The sequence below is a fragment of the Mesorhizobium sp. B2-3-6 genome, from assembly GCF_006442305.1.
Taxonomy (GTDB): domain Bacteria; phylum Pseudomonadota; class Alphaproteobacteria; order Rhizobiales; family Rhizobiaceae; genus Mesorhizobium.
In genome coordinates this window covers 585,161-602,935 of record NZ_VFVW01000002.1, presented here as the reverse complement: position 1 = coordinate 602,935, position 17,775 = coordinate 585,161, and the positions used below count along the sequence as shown (strand labels likewise).

16 protein-coding genes and 1 pseudogene are annotated in these 17,775 nt (G+C 59.7%); 14 read left to right on the top strand and 3 right to left on the bottom strand.

The window, feature by feature from the left end; translation table 11 throughout:
* Position 1: 1 nt before the first annotated feature.
* From FJ953_RS30800 to FJ953_RS08570, 3 genes and pseudogenes are all read left to right on the top strand, one after another.
* Positions 2-139, top strand: a pseudogene (locus FJ953_RS30800) (tyrosine-type recombinase/integrase); the annotation flags it as partial.
* 261 nt (positions 140-400) lie between these two features.
* Positions 401-1,369, top strand: coding sequence for an agmatinase (gene speB, locus FJ953_RS08575; protein ID WP_140623922.1), 969 nt, complete (start codon positions 401-403; stop codon positions 1,367-1,369).
* A gap of 17 nt (positions 1,370-1,386) precedes the next feature.
* A complete protein-coding gene (locus tag FJ953_RS08570; protein WP_140498324.1) occupies positions 1,387-2,019 on the top strand; it encodes an urea carboxylase-associated family protein in 633 nt (210 codons plus the stop codon).
* Between the two features lie 76 nt (positions 2,020-2,095).
* Here FJ953_RS08570 and FJ953_RS08565 read toward each other — a convergent pair whose 3' ends face one another.
* A complete protein-coding gene (locus FJ953_RS08565) occupies positions 2,096-3,055 on the bottom strand; it encodes a LysR family transcriptional regulator (protein ID WP_140498323.1) in 960 nt (319 codons plus the stop codon).
* Between the two features lie 298 nt (positions 3,056-3,353).
* Here FJ953_RS08565 and FJ953_RS08560 point away from each other — a divergent pair, with 298 nt between their 5' ends.
* The 8 genes from FJ953_RS08560 (at position 3,354) to FJ953_RS08525 (ending at position 9,841) form a co-directional block, all read left to right on the top strand.
* A complete protein-coding gene (locus FJ953_RS08560) occupies positions 3,354-4,208 on the top strand; it encodes a transporter substrate-binding domain-containing protein (protein WP_140581142.1) in 855 nt (284 codons plus the stop codon).
* Between the two features lie 110 nt (positions 4,209-4,318).
* Positions 4,319-4,966: an amino acid ABC transporter permease gene (locus tag FJ953_RS08555; RefSeq protein WP_140557324.1), complete on the top strand. Its 648-nt coding sequence runs from the start codon at positions 4,319-4,321 to the stop codon at positions 4,964-4,966.
* Between the two features lie 3 nt (positions 4,967-4,969).
* Positions 4,970-5,620: an amino acid ABC transporter permease gene (locus FJ953_RS08550; protein ID WP_140498320.1), complete on the top strand. Its 651-nt coding sequence runs from the start codon at positions 4,970-4,972 to the stop codon at positions 5,618-5,620.
* A gap of 30 nt (positions 5,621-5,650) precedes the next feature.
* A complete protein-coding gene (locus FJ953_RS08545; RefSeq protein ID WP_140498319.1) occupies positions 5,651-6,469 on the top strand; it encodes an amino acid ABC transporter ATP-binding protein in 819 nt (272 codons plus the stop codon).
* A 41-nt stretch (positions 6,470-6,510) separates the two neighbouring features.
* On the top strand, positions 6,511-7,521 hold the full coding sequence (locus tag FJ953_RS08540; RefSeq protein ID WP_140498318.1) for an agmatinase family protein: 1,011 nt from the start codon (positions 6,511-6,513) through the stop codon (positions 7,519-7,521).
* Between the two features lie 61 nt (positions 7,522-7,582).
* Complete coding sequence (speB, locus tag FJ953_RS08535) at positions 7,583-8,527, top strand: agmatinase (RefSeq protein WP_140524765.1); 945 nt, start codon at positions 7,583-7,585, stop codon at positions 8,525-8,527.
* 88 nt (positions 8,528-8,615) lie between these two features.
* On the top strand, positions 8,616-9,059 hold the full coding sequence (locus FJ953_RS08530) for a transposase (RefSeq protein WP_224681797.1): 444 nt from the start codon (positions 8,616-8,618) through the stop codon (positions 9,057-9,059).
* 416 nt (positions 9,060-9,475) lie between these two features.
* Positions 9,476-9,841, top strand: a complete 366-nt coding sequence (locus tag FJ953_RS08525) for a hypothetical protein (RefSeq protein WP_140524764.1) — start codon at positions 9,476-9,478, stop codon at positions 9,839-9,841.
* 166 nt (positions 9,842-10,007) lie between these two features.
* Here FJ953_RS08525 and FJ953_RS08520 read toward each other — a convergent pair whose 3' ends face one another.
* Positions 10,008-10,307, bottom strand: a complete 300-nt coding sequence (locus FJ953_RS08520) for a DUF1236 domain-containing protein (RefSeq protein ID WP_140515085.1) — start codon at positions 10,305-10,307, stop codon at positions 10,008-10,010.
* A gap of 823 nt (positions 10,308-11,130) precedes the next feature.
* A complete protein-coding gene (locus FJ953_RS08510) occupies positions 11,131-12,585 on the bottom strand; it encodes a caspase family protein (RefSeq protein WP_140623918.1) in 1,455 nt (484 codons plus the stop codon).
* Between the two features lie 189 nt (positions 12,586-12,774).
* Here FJ953_RS08510 and FJ953_RS08505 point away from each other — a divergent pair, with 189 nt between their 5' ends.
* The 3 genes from FJ953_RS08505 to FJ953_RS08495 all read left to right on the top strand — a co-directional run bounded on the left by FJ953_RS08505 (position 12,775) and on the right by FJ953_RS08495 (position 17,764).
* Positions 12,775-13,500, top strand: coding sequence for a hypothetical protein (locus FJ953_RS08505; RefSeq protein WP_140623916.1), 726 nt, complete (start codon positions 12,775-12,777; stop codon positions 13,498-13,500).
* 235 nt (positions 13,501-13,735) lie between these two features.
* Entirely contained in the window at positions 13,736-16,411 is a 2,676-nt protein-coding gene (locus FJ953_RS08500; protein ID WP_140623914.1) for an autotransporter, read from the top strand.
* A 246-nt stretch (positions 16,412-16,657) separates the two neighbouring features.
* Positions 16,658-17,764: an OmpA family protein gene (locus FJ953_RS08495; RefSeq protein ID WP_140623912.1), complete on the top strand. Its 1,107-nt coding sequence runs from the start codon at positions 16,658-16,660 to the stop codon at positions 17,762-17,764.
* The last annotated feature ends 11 nt before the right edge of the window (positions 17,765-17,775 follow it).

The window sequence follows — 17,775 nt, the reverse complement described above, 5'->3', positions numbered from 1 at the left end:
GGCTGACAAGAGATATTGCTTTGGGAGCGGTGAGAACGTTCTCAGCCCGCATACTCTCCGGCACAGCTTCGCCACTCACCTGCTTGAGCAGGATGTCGACATCAGCGTCATCCAGGTGCTGCTCGGGCACAGCAAGCTCGAACGACAGCGCTCACCGGCGGAGCGGGAGTCTTCCTTCCATCGGTTTCGGGCTGCTCTTGTTCTAACCCTAATACGGCCAATTTCCGGATAAATCGATATGAACGCCCGATACTCGTGATGGATAGGAGTGGCAGGACCATGCTAGCCACGAGGCAGACAGACCGCAGGCCTGTCGTGCTTCACTCCAGCTTAAGCGCTTCGGCTCATATCGAAGGTCGCTGCCAGATGGCGTGAGGGTTATCCGAAAGGGAGAGTCTCGATGTCTGGACACGGGTATGAGGGTGGGCGGCTCGATCTCCCCTTCGTTGGGCTTAGCACCTTCGGTAAACGGCCGATCTGCCTTGATTGGGACAAGATCGACGCGGATGTCGCCGTGCTGGGTGTGCCCTTCGACATGGGGACCCAGTACCGCTCCGGTGCACGTTTCGGCCCCCGCGCCATCCGCGAGGCCTCGACGCTGTTTTCCTTCGGTCATGCCGGCGCTTACGACCATGAGGACGACCAAATCTATCTGCCGCTCGACAAGGTACGGATGGTTGATATAGGCGACGCGGATATCGTGCATACCGATACCGTGGCCAGCCACGCGAATACGGAAATGGCGGTCCGCAAGATTCTTGAACGCGGAGCGCTGCCCGTCGTTCTGGGCGGCGACCATGCCATCAACATTCCCTGCGTCAGGGCGTTCAGCGAACATGGCCCCATTCACATCGTGCAGATCGATGCGCATCTCGACTTTGTCGACGTGCGTCATGGCGTGCGCGAAGGACACGGCAATCCGATGCGCCGCGCGGCCGAACAGTCGCATGTTAGCGGCCTCAGCCAGATCGGCATCCGCAACGTCTCCTCGACCGCCCGCGACGGTTACGAGGATGCGCGCCAACGCGGCTCGACGATCCTTTCCGTCCGCCAGGCGCGCAAGCTCGGCGTCGAAGGTGTTCTGGCGACCATTCCGGAAGGCGTACGTTACTATGTGACGATCGACATCGACGGTTTCGATCCGTCGATTGCGCCGGGCACTGGCACGCCTAGCCATGGCGGCTTCCTGTATTATGAAGTAATGGAAATGCTCCGGGGCCTTGTGAAGCGCGGCGACGTCGTCGGCATCGACCTCGTCGAGGTGGCCCCGGCTTACGACCCTTCGGGCATCACCGGCTTTCTAGCAGCACAGGTACTCCTGAACTTTCTCGGCTATATCTTTGTCGAACACGGAGCGCGCGGACGCTGAACGAAAGGAATTCAACGATGCCAACGAACGCAAGTAACGGTCAGGTTCACGTCATTCCTGCCCGCAAGGGCGTGGCGACGCGCGTTGCCCAAGGCCAGGTGATCACCGTCATCAACACCCACGGCACCCAGGTGGTGGACACCTGGGCCTTCTGCGCCGACGATATCGCGGAATTCATGTCGATGGAGCACAGTCGTGGAGCCATGCTCAAGGTGAACCCGAAGAACGGCGACACGCTGTGCAGCAACAGGCGGCGTCCGATGCTGACCCTGATACAGGACACGTCGGGTGGCGTGCACGATACGCTGATCGCCGCCTGCGACCGCTATCGCTACCAGCAGTTGGGCCATGTCGGGCACCATGACAACTGCACCGACAATCTGGCGACGGCCCTCGGCGCGGTCGGGCTGACGCCACCCGAAACCCCTTCGCCGCTCAACCTGTTCATGAACATTCCCGTCGGCGAAGACGGTTCGGTCACCTTCGAGGCACCGGTGGCGGGACCGGGCTCCTATGTGTCGATGTGCGCGGAAATGGATTTGATCGTCGCGTTCTCAGCCTGCCCGCAGGACCTCATTCCGGTAAACGGTCAAGGCTGCGTTCCAACCGAAGCGCATTATCGGATCGACGCCAAGGCGCCGCGCCTTTAAAGCGCAGCCCTGCATCCAGACCATTGATCCCGAAAAAGCGGCTCCCGCTTTTCGGGATCAATGCATAAAGGAGTTTTTACATGCCGCGTACCTTGGGCATCTTGTTTTTTGCGTCGGCGGCTTGCCCTTTTCCGGCCGATTTTTCGGCACTCCCCACCCTTTTGCGCAGTTCCTGAAAAAAAATCCTCTGCGACAGCGACGCTTTCTTGTGCTTTGGCGCGATGATGACGAAGGGCGAGCGGATCTGCGCCTCGGGAATAAGCAGCGCCTTAAGCCGGTTGTTCTGTCTAAACGTGACGGTCATGTGATCCGGCAGATAGCCGACGAAGTGGCCGCTCAGGATATACATTGCCTGCGCCTCGATATTCGAAGCATAGGCGCCGACATGCGCGTTGGGGAAATGCTGCAATTCCGACTTGTTGGCATAAGGGCGCACCACCATCTGCGATGCTTCCACATCAGCCTTTGTCACCAGCTTGCGGGAAAACAGCGGGTGGCGCTCGCTGCAGTAGAGCGAGTTGATTTCATAATGGAACTCGGTCTGCGAATAGCCGGGCAGCAATTTGATGCGGGGGGAGATCGCGAAGTCGATCCCGCCCTTGGCGGTTTCCGCGATAAGCTGTTCAGGCGAGCCGATGGTGATGCGCAGATCGACTTCGCTGGCTTTCTTGATGAACTGATGAATGACGTCATCGAGGCCCAGGGCTGAATCGGTAACGGTGGCATCGACGATCCCGACGCGCAGCACACCCGTCGCCTTGGAGCGCAGTTCGCCCAGTTGCATCTCGAACGCCGACAGCGCTGAAGTCAGCGAATGGGAATATTCATAGACCGCGGTGCCCCTATCGGTTAGTTCGAAGCCGCGCCTGCCGCGTTGGCATAGCGAAAACCCCAGCCGTTCCTCCAACGCGTTGATTTGGAAACTGATCGTCGATTGGCTCATCGCCAAAGCAAGCTGTGCTCCGGTAAATCCGCCATGCTCGACCACCGAGCGGAAAACCCTGAGCGCACGAATGTCGGCAACCGACAGACGCATTCTGACACTCCTCCCTGAGCCTCTCAGACGGTGTCGGGTATCAGCCTTACATCGCCAACTTCGATGTATAGTCTATTCCTTCCATGTTTATCAAAGATTCAATCCTGCCATGCTGCCCTACCAGATGGTGCCGTGCCGTCATGCCACTGGGGAAGCAAACAATCGGGCCGGCATTGCAGCCGGCTGACGACCTGGAGGTTTAAGGCTCGTCACGCATGCGAGATTCCTGAGCGCGTACAGAAGCCTCGGACTCCAAATAATCCATAATAAACGGGAACATACGAAACTGGAGGAAGTTATGCGATCCGCTTTGAAACTGTGCACTTCGACGCTGTTGGCCGCGTCGCTCTCGCTCGCCGTGGCGAGCTTTGCCACCGCCTCCGATCTTCTGGATCGGATCAAGGCAAAGGGGGAAATCACCATCGCGTCCGAGGCCCGCTACCCGCCGTTCGAATATGTCGAAAACGGCAAGATCGTAGGCTACGGAGTTGACCTCTTCGAAGAAGTCATGAAGGCGCTGCCGGACGTGAAGGTGAACCGGCTCGACCTGCCGTTCCAGGGCTTGCTGCCCGGTTTGCAGACGGAGAAGTTCGATGCCATCATAACGTCCGTCACCGTTAACAAACAGCGCTATGATACCTACAGGCTGTCTCTGCCAATCGCCGACGCGTCGTTCTCCTACGTCAAGCGCAAAGGCGACACCGCCTTGAACACGCCCGAAGACCTGAGCGGCAAAAATGTCGGCACGCAGGCCGGCTCGGCACAGCTCAAGGGCACCGAGGCCTTTTCCGAGGATTTAAAGGCAAAAGGCCTAGCGCCGATCGCCAACATCCAGACCTATGTCGACTTCAATGAAGCCTATGCCGATCTCGCTGCCGGGCGCACGGATGCCGTCGTGAATTCCCTGCCCAATCTGCTCTACCTGCAGACGCAGCGCGGCGACGTCTTCGAAACCATCCGCACAACGTTCGGGGACCCGACCTATTTCAGCTGGGCCTTCCGCAAGGACGACGACAGCAAGGCGCTTGCCGACTTCATCGATGACCAGTTCCGCAAGCTCGCCGCCGATGGAACCATGGCCAAACTTCAGGAAAAGTGGTTCGGCTTCACCATGAAACTGCCGACGGACGCTCTGCCCGAACCCAAGAGCTGACGAGTCGGCATCCAACGCCCGGATAAAGGTGAGGCTTTCCAGCCTCGCCTGCCTAACAACGCACAGGCTGCAAGCCTGGCCTCAAGTCCATAAGGTCTGACGACTTGGCAATGTTCGCCCTCATCCAGAACAACCTGCCCATCATGCTCTGGGGCGCGGGCATGACCATCCTGGTGTCGGGCGTCGCCATCATCCTCGGCATGCCGCTCGGCCTCGTCCTGTGCTTCGGCGTCACCTCGAAGAAGACGTGGCTGCGCTACTTTTCGCGCATCTATCAAAGCGTGTGGCGCGGCACGCCCATCCTCGTGCAGTTGCTGATTATCTATTATCTGCTGCCGCTCATCGGCATCAATGTAGCGCCCATCCTCGCGGCCATCCTCGCGCTGACCCTGAACACGATCGCCTTCCAGGCCGAGATATTTCGCGGCGGACTTTTGGCCATCCCACCAGGGCAACTGGAGGCGGCGCGCATGGTAGGCATACGCAAATGGGCGGGGCGCCAGCATATACTCGTGCCCCAGATATTGCGCCTCGTCATCCCGTCGCTGGTCAATGAGACCATCAGCATCCTGAAAAACTCATCGCTGGTCTCCGTTATCGCGGTGACGGAACTGATGCGGGTAAGCCAGCAGATCGTCGCGACCACCTATCGCCCGTTCGAAATCTACATCACCGCCGCCGTCATCTATATCGTCATCAATTTCCTTCTGTCGCTGATCGGCCGCATGGCCGAGCAACGGCTGGCGCGGAGGGCCTGAGCCATGGCGCAATTCTTCGACCTATGGGTGCAATACGGGCCGCTGATGCTGGCCGGCCTGGCGACGACGGCCTGGATCTGCGCACTTGCCACAGCCCTTGGACTGGCGATCGGCCTGTTGCTCGCCTGCCTCGAGAGCACGCCGTTCACGCCACTGCGCTGGGCCGTTCGTGCCTATATCGAGATCATGCGCGGCCTGCCGATCCTGATCCTGCTGTTCGTGCTCTATTATGGCGGCCCGAGCATAGGCCTCCGGCTGAGTGCCGAAGCGGTGGGTGTTTTCGGCCTCGGCTTCTATGGTGCCGCCTATTTCGCCGAAATCTTCCGCTCCGGTTTCCAGTCGATCTCCAAAGGCCAGATCGAGGCGGCGCGCATGGCCGGGCTCTCAGGCACGCAGATCATCCGCCATATCAAGCTGCCGCAGATGCTGGTCATGATCACGCCACCGATGGTCAACCAGATCATCATCCTCATCAAGGAATCCGCGGTGCTGTCCATCATCACCGTTGCCGAGCTGACCAAGAACACGACGCAATTCGTCAACGAGACCTACGCGGTCATCGAACCTTATCTCGCCGCCGCCCTACTGTACTGGCTGCTGGTCGAGGCAGTCGCGCAGCTCGGCAAATATGTTGAGCGCCGGGTGCGGTTCTAGGCCGCTCAACCACCAATTTGGGAATAAACGATGGCCACTGAAACCACCGAACCCGTCATCAAAATCCGGAATCTGACCAAGGATTTCGGCACATTCGCGGCCCTGTCCGGGATCTCGCTCGACATCAACCTCTCCGAGGTCGTCTGCATCATCGGACCCTCGGGGTCGGGCAAGAGCACGTTGCTGCGTTGCGCGAGCTTCCTCGAGGAATATACGAGCGGCGAGATCGAGATCGAGGGCCGGTTGCTCGGCTACAAGCGCGGTGCCGAAGGACTGGTACGAGAAAGCGACCAGAACATCGATTCCGTGCGCCGCAACGTCGGCATGGTGTTCCAGCACTTCAACCTATGGCCGCATATGACAGTGCTGGATAACGTGACGCTGGGATTGCGTCTTTCCAAGCGCGCTCCCGCCGCCAAGGCGAAGGAAAGCGGGCGCCGTGCGCTGGCCAAGGTCGGCCTCGCGGATTTCGCCGAGCGCTACCCCTCGCAGCTTTCCGGCGGCCAGCAGCAGCGCGTCGGCATCGCCCGGGCGGTCGCGATGGAGCCGCATGTGATCCTGTTCGACGAACCGACCTCGGCGCTCGATCCCCAGCTCGTTGGCGAGGTTCTCGACACCATGAAGCAACTGGCCGTCGAGGGCATTACCATGGTGGTGGTGACGCACGAGATGGGCTTTGCCGCCCAGGTCGCCGACCGTGTCGTCTTCATGGACCGCGGCAAGGTGATCGAGCAGGGCCCGCCCGCCAAACTCTTCAACGATCCGCAAAGCCCGCGCTTGCGTGAATTCCTCGACACTTGGAGACAGCGCAACATGCTGTTCCAGAGCGAGCCCACCGCCGGCCAGTAGGGCAGCGGCACAATCGACACGACAAGACGGAGGACCGTACCATGAGCGAAGGTTTGAGCCCGGCAGGTGTTCCCCGCATGTATGGCGACGTGCCACCCTTCATGGCATTTCCCTATGTGCGCGATCTGGCAGGTCTTTCCGCCGACGCTGTGGTGGTGGGCATGCCCTATGACGGCATCGCCACCTTTCGCGGCGGCGCGACCCGCCGCGCCCCGCAGGAAATCCGCAAATACTCGCTTCTTTATGGCAGCTACAGCTTCGACTGGGACCTCGACATGCTGGCCCATATCACCGTCGCCGATGCCGGCGACATCGATGTAGTGCCGGGCGACAATGCCGCCAGCTACGCCCGCCTCGAAGCGCGGCTTGCCGCGGTGTTGGTCAACGGGGCGGTGCCGCTGACCATCGGCGGCGATCACGGCATCAGCTATCCGGCGGTACGCGCGGTCTCCGATGCCGGCGACACCCCGGTCGGGCTCATCGTTTTTGACACCCATCTCGATCTCAGCGAATCCTTCGGCGGCGACCGCCTCACCCGCGCCTCGCCCCTGCTGCGCATTGCCGAACTCGACAAGGTGGCCCCTCGCCGCATCGTTGTCATCGGCGCGCGCGGCCCCCGCAACCTGCTCGAATGGACCCCGCTTTACCGCAAGCTCGGCATCACTGTGTTTTCCATGGAGGAAGTCGAGCGCCTCGGCATCGAAACGGTTGCCGAACGCGCACGCGCCATCGCCAGTGCCGACGGCGCGCGCCTCTATATCAGCCTCGACATCGACGGCGTCGATCCAGCCTTTGCCCCGGCAACCAACAGCCCCGAACCAGGCGGCCTTACCTCGCGCGAGATCATTCGCGGCGTAAGGATAGTGGCCCGCGACGGCTTTGCTGGGTTCGACCTCGTGGAGGTATCGCCGGATTTCGATGCTTCCAGCGGCACCACCAGCATCCTGGCCGGCCGGCTGCTGGCCGAGGCCCTGTTCTGCCTCGCGGCCAAGCGCGCCGGCAAGCAGAACGCCTGGCGCGACGCCCACAGGTCCGACTTCCAACAGAAATAGCACCACCTTCGGAGTGCGCCTCGCGGTCAAGCGACCCGATGCGCCAACAGGACACAAGACCATGAGCATTACAAATTTCCAGCCACTCGATTCCGGCAGCGTTCCGCGTTTTGCCGGCCCTTCAACCTTCATGCGCCTGCCCATGGCTACCCCCGAGCAGGTCGACATCGCGCTGATCGGCGTCCCCTTCGACGGCGGCACCACCAACCGGCCGGGCGCGCGCCATGGACCGCGCGAAATCCGCAACCAATCCAGCCTGGTGCGGCGCGTCCACCATGTGACGGGCGTCTCGCCTTTCGAACAGGTGCGTGCCGGCGACTGCGGCGACGTGATTGTAAACCCGCTCGACCTGCCCGGCTCGCTGGACACGATCAGCGCCTTCTTCGAAAACGTCCACCACTCCGGCGCCCGGTCTCTGGTCGTCGGCGGCGATCATCTGATCACGCTGCCCATCCTGCGCGGCATCGCCAAGGAACCGGCCGGCCTCATTCACTTCGATGCCCATTCCGATACCTATGACGAGTTCTTCGGCAACCGCTATAATCACGGCACCCCGTTCCGCCGTGCCGTCGAGGAAGGCCTGCTCGATCCCAAGCGCATGGTCCAGATCGGCATCCGAGGAGCGATCTCCGATGTGGAAAACTACGATTTCGCCCGCGAGGCCGGCATCCGGATCATCTTCATCGAGGAATTCATGGAGCGCGGCGTGGGCACGGTGATGGCCGAGGCGCGCTCGATCGTCGGCGACGCGCCGACCTACGTCTCGTTCGACATCGACGCGCTCGATCCGTCTTTTGCCCCCGGCACCGGCACCCCGGAGATCGGCGGCATAACGACGCGCGAGGCCCAGAAGATGATCCGAGCGCTGGCCGGCGTCGACATCATCGGCGCCGATCTGGTCGAAGTCTCGCCGCCGCTCGATCCTTCGGGCGTCACCGCGCTAACCGGTGCCACCCTCCTGTTCGAGCTTCTCTGCGTCATGACGATGCAAATACCGGCTAAATGAGACCCATGTGTGGAGTGCGCCCCTCGGACCGGACAGGATGAACAAGCAGAATTGACTTGGAAGCCGGGCTTTCGAAGGATGGAAGCCCATGGTGGCTTATCGCACGCACAGCATCGAGTTCAAACGTCAGGTAGTGCAGGAGTTCCTGTCCGGCGAGACGCTGCATGGTCTCGCCAAGCGGCACGAACTGCCGCGTAACCTGATCCGCATCTGGGTTCAGAAATACGAGGCCGGCTCCTTCGACGAAGACGTGGCGGCGGCCGACACGATGCAGACCTATGAGGCGCGGATCGCAGCGCTGGAGCGGCTGGTAGGCCGGCAAGCCTTGGAAATTGAGTTTCTAAAGGGGGCTCTGAAAAGCGCACCACGTCCGAGAAGCGGGACTACATCCGGATCAAAATTTCTCCCGCCTCCAACGCCCCTGCTACCGATTGAGCCCCGGAGGCGGGGCAAGGAAGCCATAGTTGCGTCGGGAACAAGCGGCGAGACCGATCCGCCGATCTCGAATTCCCATCCGAAGAGTTCCGCGTAAAGCGGCGCAGGTTCGCAGGATCACGCCCTATTATTTCAAAGTGGATGATTGGCTTGGCCATGATGTCCAACCTTTTAGACGGTTCGCAAAACAGTCGCAGCCCGAGCGGCAGCGGCTGCTGGCTCGGCAGGTGAAACACCTCCCAGGTCGCCCGCATCTGGCCACAATCGTTCTGTGCGACAACACCGCGGGACCGTCAGATCGGGGCGACGATGCGGAGAAGGCAACGGTTCACCGACAAAAAAGGCACGAGAGAAAAGAGCGCACCTCGGATGTTGCGCGCGAGTCGATCGAGGTCGAGCGGGCGGCACGGGATGCGAAGACAGCTCGGCTCCGAGAGCAAGGGCTGATGACTGAGATTCGCAGCTCAGCACCTAAGAAGGTGCAGCCCCGATAACTGCTTAAGGGAGGCAGCGATGCTCGATACCCATACAGACATTGCGCGGGCGGCTATTGAAGCCACCTTCCTGCCACGTCGCGCCGCATTTCCGCGCGATATTGATCACTCCCGACGCGTGCTCGCGACATCACGCGAGCTTCTGAAACGCCTGCGCCAAAGCCATGGCGATGACACCTCCCGAGCTTGGGAGGATGCAGACCCGGTTCCCTTCGCTATCTCAGCGTTCGATGCCGATGTTCTCCGGGCAGTGTTCAAAGATTTGGTGTTGGGAACATACGCGCCCAAATGTCGATGGCGCGATCTGGCTAAGACCCTGGTACTCGAATACGCCGGGTGCGATCAGGTCGAAGTTGGCTTGCTGGATTGGATCACTAGGAAGTAAGTACCTTGTGCCAAGTCGAGTTGAGCGCGTGTTCTAGAGATCCACCAGGCGCGCCACGAGGGGTTGCGACGTCTCGACTTCAGGAGTTTATCTCAACTGTCCGAATGGCGATTTGACATACCCAACCCGCCGCCAGCTATGGCGGAGGTCGGGTTCGTTCTAGGTCTCAGTCGTAGACTTTGACGATCTTGCGGGTGCCCGGGTCCACCAAAACCGTGCGGTTGTCGATCACCACATACCGGTATTTGACATTGGGGACCTCATGGAGCTCGACCGTGTCCGGCAGAGCCGTGCCGACATTCAGCTCAAGTCCGAGAAGGTTCACGGAAGCCAGCGGTTGCTTCTTCACGTATTTGCGCACGACGGTGTCCTGTTCCGGTGTGATGACAACATCCTGTGCCGCAACTGCGCCGACGCCGGCCAAAAGCAATAGCGCGGCAGCGGTGCTGGTAAGGGGGATCCTCATGGTTTTTCTCCTGTTGTTCCGGCGACAGCACAAGTCTTCTGTGCGCCAGGCAACTGAACACGTCGGCAGGCCGAACGTTCCTCGATCAGGCTTCAGTCGGAATCCTGACCAGACCAAAGGCCGATCACAAAACGCAATGGTCTTATCTCTTGAGACTAGGCGGAACGGCTTAGGGCTAGGCTAGTTGCTTCTCCAAATCAGGAGAAAGCAGATGGATAAAAGCATTGGCCAAGCGCGTTGGTTGCTCGCGCCAACTTTCGCCGCAGCCGTCACATTTTTGGTGATCGGCATATTCCTTGGCTGACATGTCGTGGATCGGCACAGCTACGTCCCTTCCTGTGCTGATAGGGCCCGCAAGCCGCTTCGGTGGCTGGCGGGCCCTCTATTTCCAGTATGTTTGGTGAGCAAAAGACAATGACATCGATCCAGAGAACCAATGAGAGTGGCAACGCAAACCAACGGGCAAATGACAACGATGATCATGCGCCTGCGCTACTGGACGCTGTTTCTTTGACGAACGAGGAAAACATTGCCGACCTTGTCAGGCGAACCGAGCGCGTGGCGATTTTGGTAGTGTTGGGAATGGGGGGCTGGTTGATGTTAGTCCCCGCTATCTACCTTGTACTGAGCCACCGAATATGAATGAATAATTACGCCAGCATATGATCGCCCGTCTCAGGGGCCGGGGTCGGACAGTTTCATCATCCGCGCAGCTTTTCGCCTCGAATTCCAGCGTGGCGCTCGTTACCGTGACGCTTGATCATCTTGTTGGGCTGCAGCACCTGATCTGGAACTCGAGCGCAGCCCATTGCTGACCGGCTCGCTAAAACACACCACCAATGCCTATGCCGCCACTGATGTCCGGTGGGGGAGGCGCGGGACGTCTCGGGGCGGCCTGCGAGCGTTTCGCAGTCGTCCGTACGGAGCCGTTTCGTGAAGGGGCGGCGTCCGACGCTATCTTAGCCGGCTTGGCCTTCACGATGACCGGCTGCTTGCAGATTCTGCCTGAGCGCAAAAAGAGATCGCCCAGCAGTCCGACGCTCGGCTCCGTCGTCGCCGCGACTTGCTTGGTATTCTTGTAGTAGTCGGTGAGAGCACGGATTGAACCCGTGCCCCAATCTCCATCAATCTGCATCCGGTAGCAACCCAAGCGACGAAGTTCGGTCTGAACGCTGCGCGCAAGATCGGCTGTCTTGTCTTTGTCCGCCTCGCCCATGGATGCGCCGACAATGAGCGTTTCGAGACCGGAGACGACGCTTTGGCGAGCGTCCTCAACCCTTTCGGTCGGAGACAGATTGGCGACCTGTGTGCCAACCGGCTCCGGTGAACTGGCGGACGGTGCCGGAATCTCGACCGACCGCAACGTCTGTCCGACGATTAGCACGGCGGTCTGCAGGTCATTGGAGGCAAGTTCGACTTGCAATCTCTTCTTTGCCGCAGGGTCCGCAAGGATGCGTGAAAGGCTTGCGCTCAACTGTCCCGGATCGAGTACCTGTTGCTCCGTGAAATAGAACTGCTCACGCAGGTTCGATTGATCCCACGGCACTTGACGGCCAACCGTCAACGCTTCGGTTTCGTTGCGGACGCGGATCATCATATCCGAAATGCTGAGCCCGGGGATCTCGAGATTCTTCAGCAGCGCAATGGTGAACGGGCTGTTTTCGCCGCCGCCATCGGCCGTGACATTGCCTGGCTGGGTGGCAAAGGCAACGAACGTGTTTTCACCGACTTCAACTTGCGCCAGACCATTGCCGGCACCGGCACCGAGCGGATTGTTGCGGCACGCGTCCAGGAATATGAACGTCTGGCGGTCGCGGCGCGCGAACCGCGCGATCACATCATTCAGCTTGATGGCCGTGGCGGTGAGTTTTTCCAGGCTTTCAGGATCGGGCGTATCGACCGGGAGCAGGTAGTTTTCGCCGTTCAACTGCACGCCATGACCGGCGTAGATAATCAAAACTGCGCTGACGGTAGGCAGCCTTGCATCAGCTTCTCGAAAGATTCTGGAAAAATCTTGGGTCGAAAGATCGGTGCCCGTCAGGACCTCAAAATTTAGCCGCTTCAAGCTCTCTGAGAGCTTTGCGGCATCATTTGCGGCATTGGGGAGATGCTCAAGTCGGCTGCTTTGATAGTTCGAATTCCCGATGACGATCGCTAGCCGGTTGCGTGGCTGCGGCGCCGCGGTCGGCTCCACCGCGGCGCGAGCACCAGCTGAGCCAAGAAGCAGGAAAATGAGAAACAGTGGGACACGAAACAGAAGTCCGTTGCAGTGGGTCATGTCAGCACGCTCGCTCCGGCCTGCCTCAATCTTGGTCCAGCAACTTCCCAACGCACCACGACGCAACCGCAATCAGCCTGAGCGCCTGCCCCATACCGGCGAAGGTCACCAAAATTTATACCAAGAATCCTGTCAAAGATAGGGAAAAGGGATTTGTATGCGATCAGTCATTGGACTGTGGAGGACAAGATGCCGACCAAGATCAATCTTGCGCTGCCGGTTTATGGAGCAGCCTACAAAAGCGTGTTCGTTCGCAGCTTGTTCGCGGCCTTAACTCATAAGAGCCTGTCCAACTACGCCTTCACGCTGTCGGAAATCGAGTACACGGATATTCCATTTTCGCGGAACTATCTGCTCACGAATTTCTACTACAATAAACCGGATTGCAGTCACATTCTGATGATCGACAGTGACATGGGCTTTTCACCTGATCTTATCGCGGCGATGCTGGCGCTGGACAAGCAAGTCGTCGGCACCCTGTATCCGCGGCGCCGGATCGATCTGCGCAAACTCCACTCCCTCTCGACACTGCCCTTCGACAAAGCCTTTGCGCAAAGCCTGGAGTTCATCGGAACCGTCGTCGAACCTCGGCAAGAGCAAGAAGGCTTTGTCCGGGTAACGTCATGCGGCACGGGCATCTTTCTGGTCTCCCGCGACTGCGTGACGGCCATAATCGAGAAGTTACCCGAGACGGTGGACCGGTCTCGTTACAGAAAGAGCAAGTACACCGCTCAGTTCGAGAACTTCCTCACGCCGTTTGCGAAGATTGTGACGCCGGAACTGGACCTCCCTACCGACTTCTCGTTCTGTTACCGCTGGGTTGAGCAGTGTGGTGGCGAAATATGGGCAAGCTACCATCGCAAGATTGCACATGCGGGAGATCTGACTGTTTCGGCGGCCTATTCTGATCTTTAAAGATGCCTTTGAAGTTTGGCCACTGCTTTTGACAGGCTCATTTAAGTTTACGATAGTGTCCTTGTCGCCACAGATAGCCTTATAGTCTCCTGAGAACGAACGCCAAACCATTGCCGCCCAGCAACGCGACGCGTACAGTGCCGGTTAAGCAGTCAACGATCCCATGAGATGGATCGTTGATCTATTTAATTGCCTTGATTTGTGACGGTATCGATTTCTCGTAAGGTGGGGTCGAATGAGAGTGTCGCGCGAGGCCTATCAATGGACGGGAGTCTCGTTGCTCGCCTTAGCGGCGGCGTCCACGTTCCAAGTCTCTGGCGCGGCGGCCTGCTCCGCTACTGCAAACGGCGGCGGCACTCCCTTCCAGGCGACATCGGTTACCGTGAACTGCACGACGACCGGGGATTTTCAGGACGTCGATGGCGTATTCACCACCCGATTTAGCGGGTTCGAGAACTCGTCGGAAGTCATCGTCAACGACTACGACGGCAATGGCGACGACGTCGTGAGAATTTTTGGCGGCCTCCTGACCGATAAAGCGGCGACAACACCCGGTGTAGGCGGCCTGCCTGCGGGAGGGTCGACCTCCTTGCAGCCGGCGGACGGTACAATCGAACTCCTCGGCGGCAACGACCGGTTTGAGATGTTCTATGGGGATTTCTTGGGGGTTCCGTACGCCCCAACCGTCGCGGCCAATCTCAATACCGGGGCCGGGGATGACCTGGTCGTCATCCAGGCCGGCAGTATTCAGGACATTGACCTTGGAGATGGTGCCGACAGCGCCGTGATATTCGGCGACGGTACACAGGTTGGCAATGTGACCGGCGGCAGAGGTGACGACCTGTTATCGATCGGCATGCTCACTACCGAGGAGGGAATTTTTTTCAGCGCGCCGACCGCCGGCGTTCTCTCCGGGGGCGATGGCAATGACACCATCATCATTGCGGGAGGCACAGTTGATGCCCTGGATGCCGGGGCTGGCAATGACCGGGTCAGCGTCAGCGGCAGTGCCGCGGTCGACCTCGACCTCGACGGAGCGGGCGGAAACGACACGATAATGGTCGCTGGCAACGCCACCATTGGCGGCAGCATATTCGGCAATGACGGCGACGACACCGTCAACATAAACGGCGGAACCATAGGCGCCACGACAGGTGGCAACATCACCGGCGGCCTAGGCTTCGACAGCGTCTCGGTCGTCGGCGGCGACATAAAGGGCGGCATCGACGCCGAACATGTCCATTTGTCGGGTGGCACGATCGAGGGTGACATTACCGGCCTTGGACCCAACACGCTAACCATCGATCATATCGGCGCCGTCGAGCCACTCATCCTTAGCGACGGGGTGCTATTCAGCGGTACAGGCGCCAACGGCACAGTCGTCGACACCGACCTTGCCGCCGGCGGCAAGAGCCAGAACTTTGCCGGCTTCGACAATTTTTCGGCCGACCATTCGACCCTTCGCTTCAGCGGTGGCACGCAGGGCATAAACCAACTCAACCTCGGTAACGGTTCAACGCTGTTCATCAACGGCAACGTCACTATGCCGGGTTCGATCATCGCGACAAATTCCCTGATCAACATGATGGACGGTGTCGCCGACGACGTGTTGATGCTCGGCGGCCTCGCCCTCAACAGCGCCACCATCAGCCTCGACATCAACCAACAGACGCTACGGTCGGATCAACTCGTTGCCAATGCGTTTTCGGCTGCCGGCACCAGCACCATTATTGTCAATCTGCTGGGCACCCCCCAATTCGCCCAAGTGACCAATATCCCGATCATCGTCTCGGCCAGCGGACCGGTTGCCGGCACCTTCCGTCTCGGAAGTATTTCCGGCACGCCGGGTTCGCTTTTCAGCTATGAGATCGTGAACGGCCCGAATGGCGGCTTGTTCCTGCGTGCCACGCCGGCCAGTTTCGGCATTGCGGCGGCGCCGACCAGCGCGACCAACGCGGGCGCGGTCGAGGTGGCACTCGACGCTCTCTACGGCATAAACCGCGACGCGATCGATGCTGACCTCCACCTTTCGCCTGCATCCGGATCTGGAATGGTACCGGTTTCTTCGAGCTTCGGGGTCTTTGCTTCCGGCCAGTTCGCTCATACCGAGCATGACGGCTATAACATCAGTGGCGGCGGCCTGAATGGCCCGGGCCCGAGCTTCGATGCCAATGATTTTTCGGCCGCCATCAGCCTGGACTTCAATGCCGCCAAGCATTTCCAGTTCGACAATGAGTATGGCCTGAACATCGGTGTATTCGCCGGCTACGCCTCGACTGACGTCAATCTCGGAGCCTTCCAGGGATTTGATGCCATAGGGGAAGGTAACAACAAGGCCGGACTGTTCGGCGGCTACGCACTGTTGCGCAAGGACTACAATTACGCGCTGGTCTCGGCCTCCGGTTTCTTCGGCCGAAGCGACGTGATGAACGGGGTGCTTGACACCACCGGCAGCTATGACACCGAGGGCTACGCGGTCACGGGATCTGTCGGCCACATCTTCGCGCTGGGCGAACGCACCCGTTTCGATCTGCGTGGCGGCCTGCTTGGTGTTTCATTCCGCGGCGATCCCTACACTGACAGCGGTGGCAATCAGTTCGGCAAGAGCCGGCTTTCATTTGGCGCCATCAAGTTCGAGCCTGGCATTTATGGCGATTACACGCTGAGCAACGGTATGGTGTTCAGCCCCTATGCGCGTGGCGAATTGCAGCAGCGTTTCGGTTACAAGAACACGACCGAGATCGGTACCAGGACGATCGCCTTCGACGATGCGGATTTTTCCGTGGCGCTATCGACGGGGTTCAACCTGAAAGTTTCGGAGTTGACGACCGTCAACGGCGAAGTCCGTGGTAAGGCCTCCTCGGATAGCTCCACTATTGGCGCCAAGCTCGGACTTAAGATAGCTTTCTAGCGGTTCCTCGATCCGCGGATCATCCGCGCCCGCGCTGAGTTCCTGACGTCTTTGGGATGGGAATAGCAGGACCTTCGAATCCCCCGCACTCAGGCAAGGTGCGGTATCGTGATGCCGGGATCGCGGGCTGGCCAAACACACCAACCGGGATGCTCGCCAATTGGCAGCAAGTGCTCTATGCTCTCTGGAGACACCGCATGGTCGTGATGTCGATACGGGGTTCTGTTGTCGTAGGCAGGGGGAGCCATGTTCGAAGTTCTCGGAGTCTGGCGCAAAGCACGGTCAAGAAGCAGAGTCGCCGCGAAGACGCTTGGCTTGATCGTTTCGTTGTTCGTGTTGTTTTTGCCCGGACTGGGAACGGCGAACGCGCAGACAAACTGGACGCTCGATCCGACCGCTTCGGTCCTCACCTATCAGTCGGTCAAGAAGAACACGATCGTCGAAACCAACAAGATCAGGAATATTTCCGGCAGCCTCACTTCGACCGGCGACGCCAAGGTCTCCTTTGACCTCAACTCAGTCGATACCGGGGTCGACCTGCGCAATGTCCGGATGCGGTTCCTCTTCTTTGAGACCTACAAGTTTCCAACCGCCGAACTGACAGCGAAAGTGGATCCGGCGGCATTTGCCGACCTCGCCACCAAGCGACGTATGAAGGCGGTTCTTCCATTCCGTCTCAACCTGCATGGGGTCGACAAAGATCTTGAGGCCAATGTCGTGGTGACCATGGTCAGCGACACCATGGTGTCGGTCGCCTCGGAGGCCCCTGTCGCGGTGCATGTGGAAGACTTCGGTCTATTGCCCAATGTCGACAAACTCCAACAGGCGGCCAGTGTGACCAACATTGTTCCTACCGCATCGGTGTCGTTCGATTTCGTGTTCACGGCCGACGGAAGCAAGCCGCCCCCCGCCCAGACCGTTGCGGCAAGCACCGAGGTCGGGCCCGTCGCCACCGATGCGACGAAGACCAACTTCAACGATGAGGAATGCCTCAACAGGTTTGCGGTGCTGTCCCGTACCGGGGCGATCTATTTTCGCGCCGCGAGCGCGCGGCTCGATGCCCAAAGCCGCCCGCTCCTCGCTGAGGTCGTCGGTGTCGTCAGCAAATGCCCAGGCCTAAAGGTCGAAGTTTCCGGACACACCGATGCCGATGGACCGGTTGCAGAGAACAAGCGCTTATCGGAGCGCAGGGCCCAGGCAGTGGCCGACGCCATTGTTGGAGCGGGCATTCCGCGCACGCAGATTACGGCGACCGGCTACGGCGAGGAACGCCCAGTCGCCGGCAACGACACGCCGAAGAACAAGGCGCTCAATCGGCGGATCGAGTTTTCCGCCACCAAGCTCGTCAACTGAGGAAGGATCTG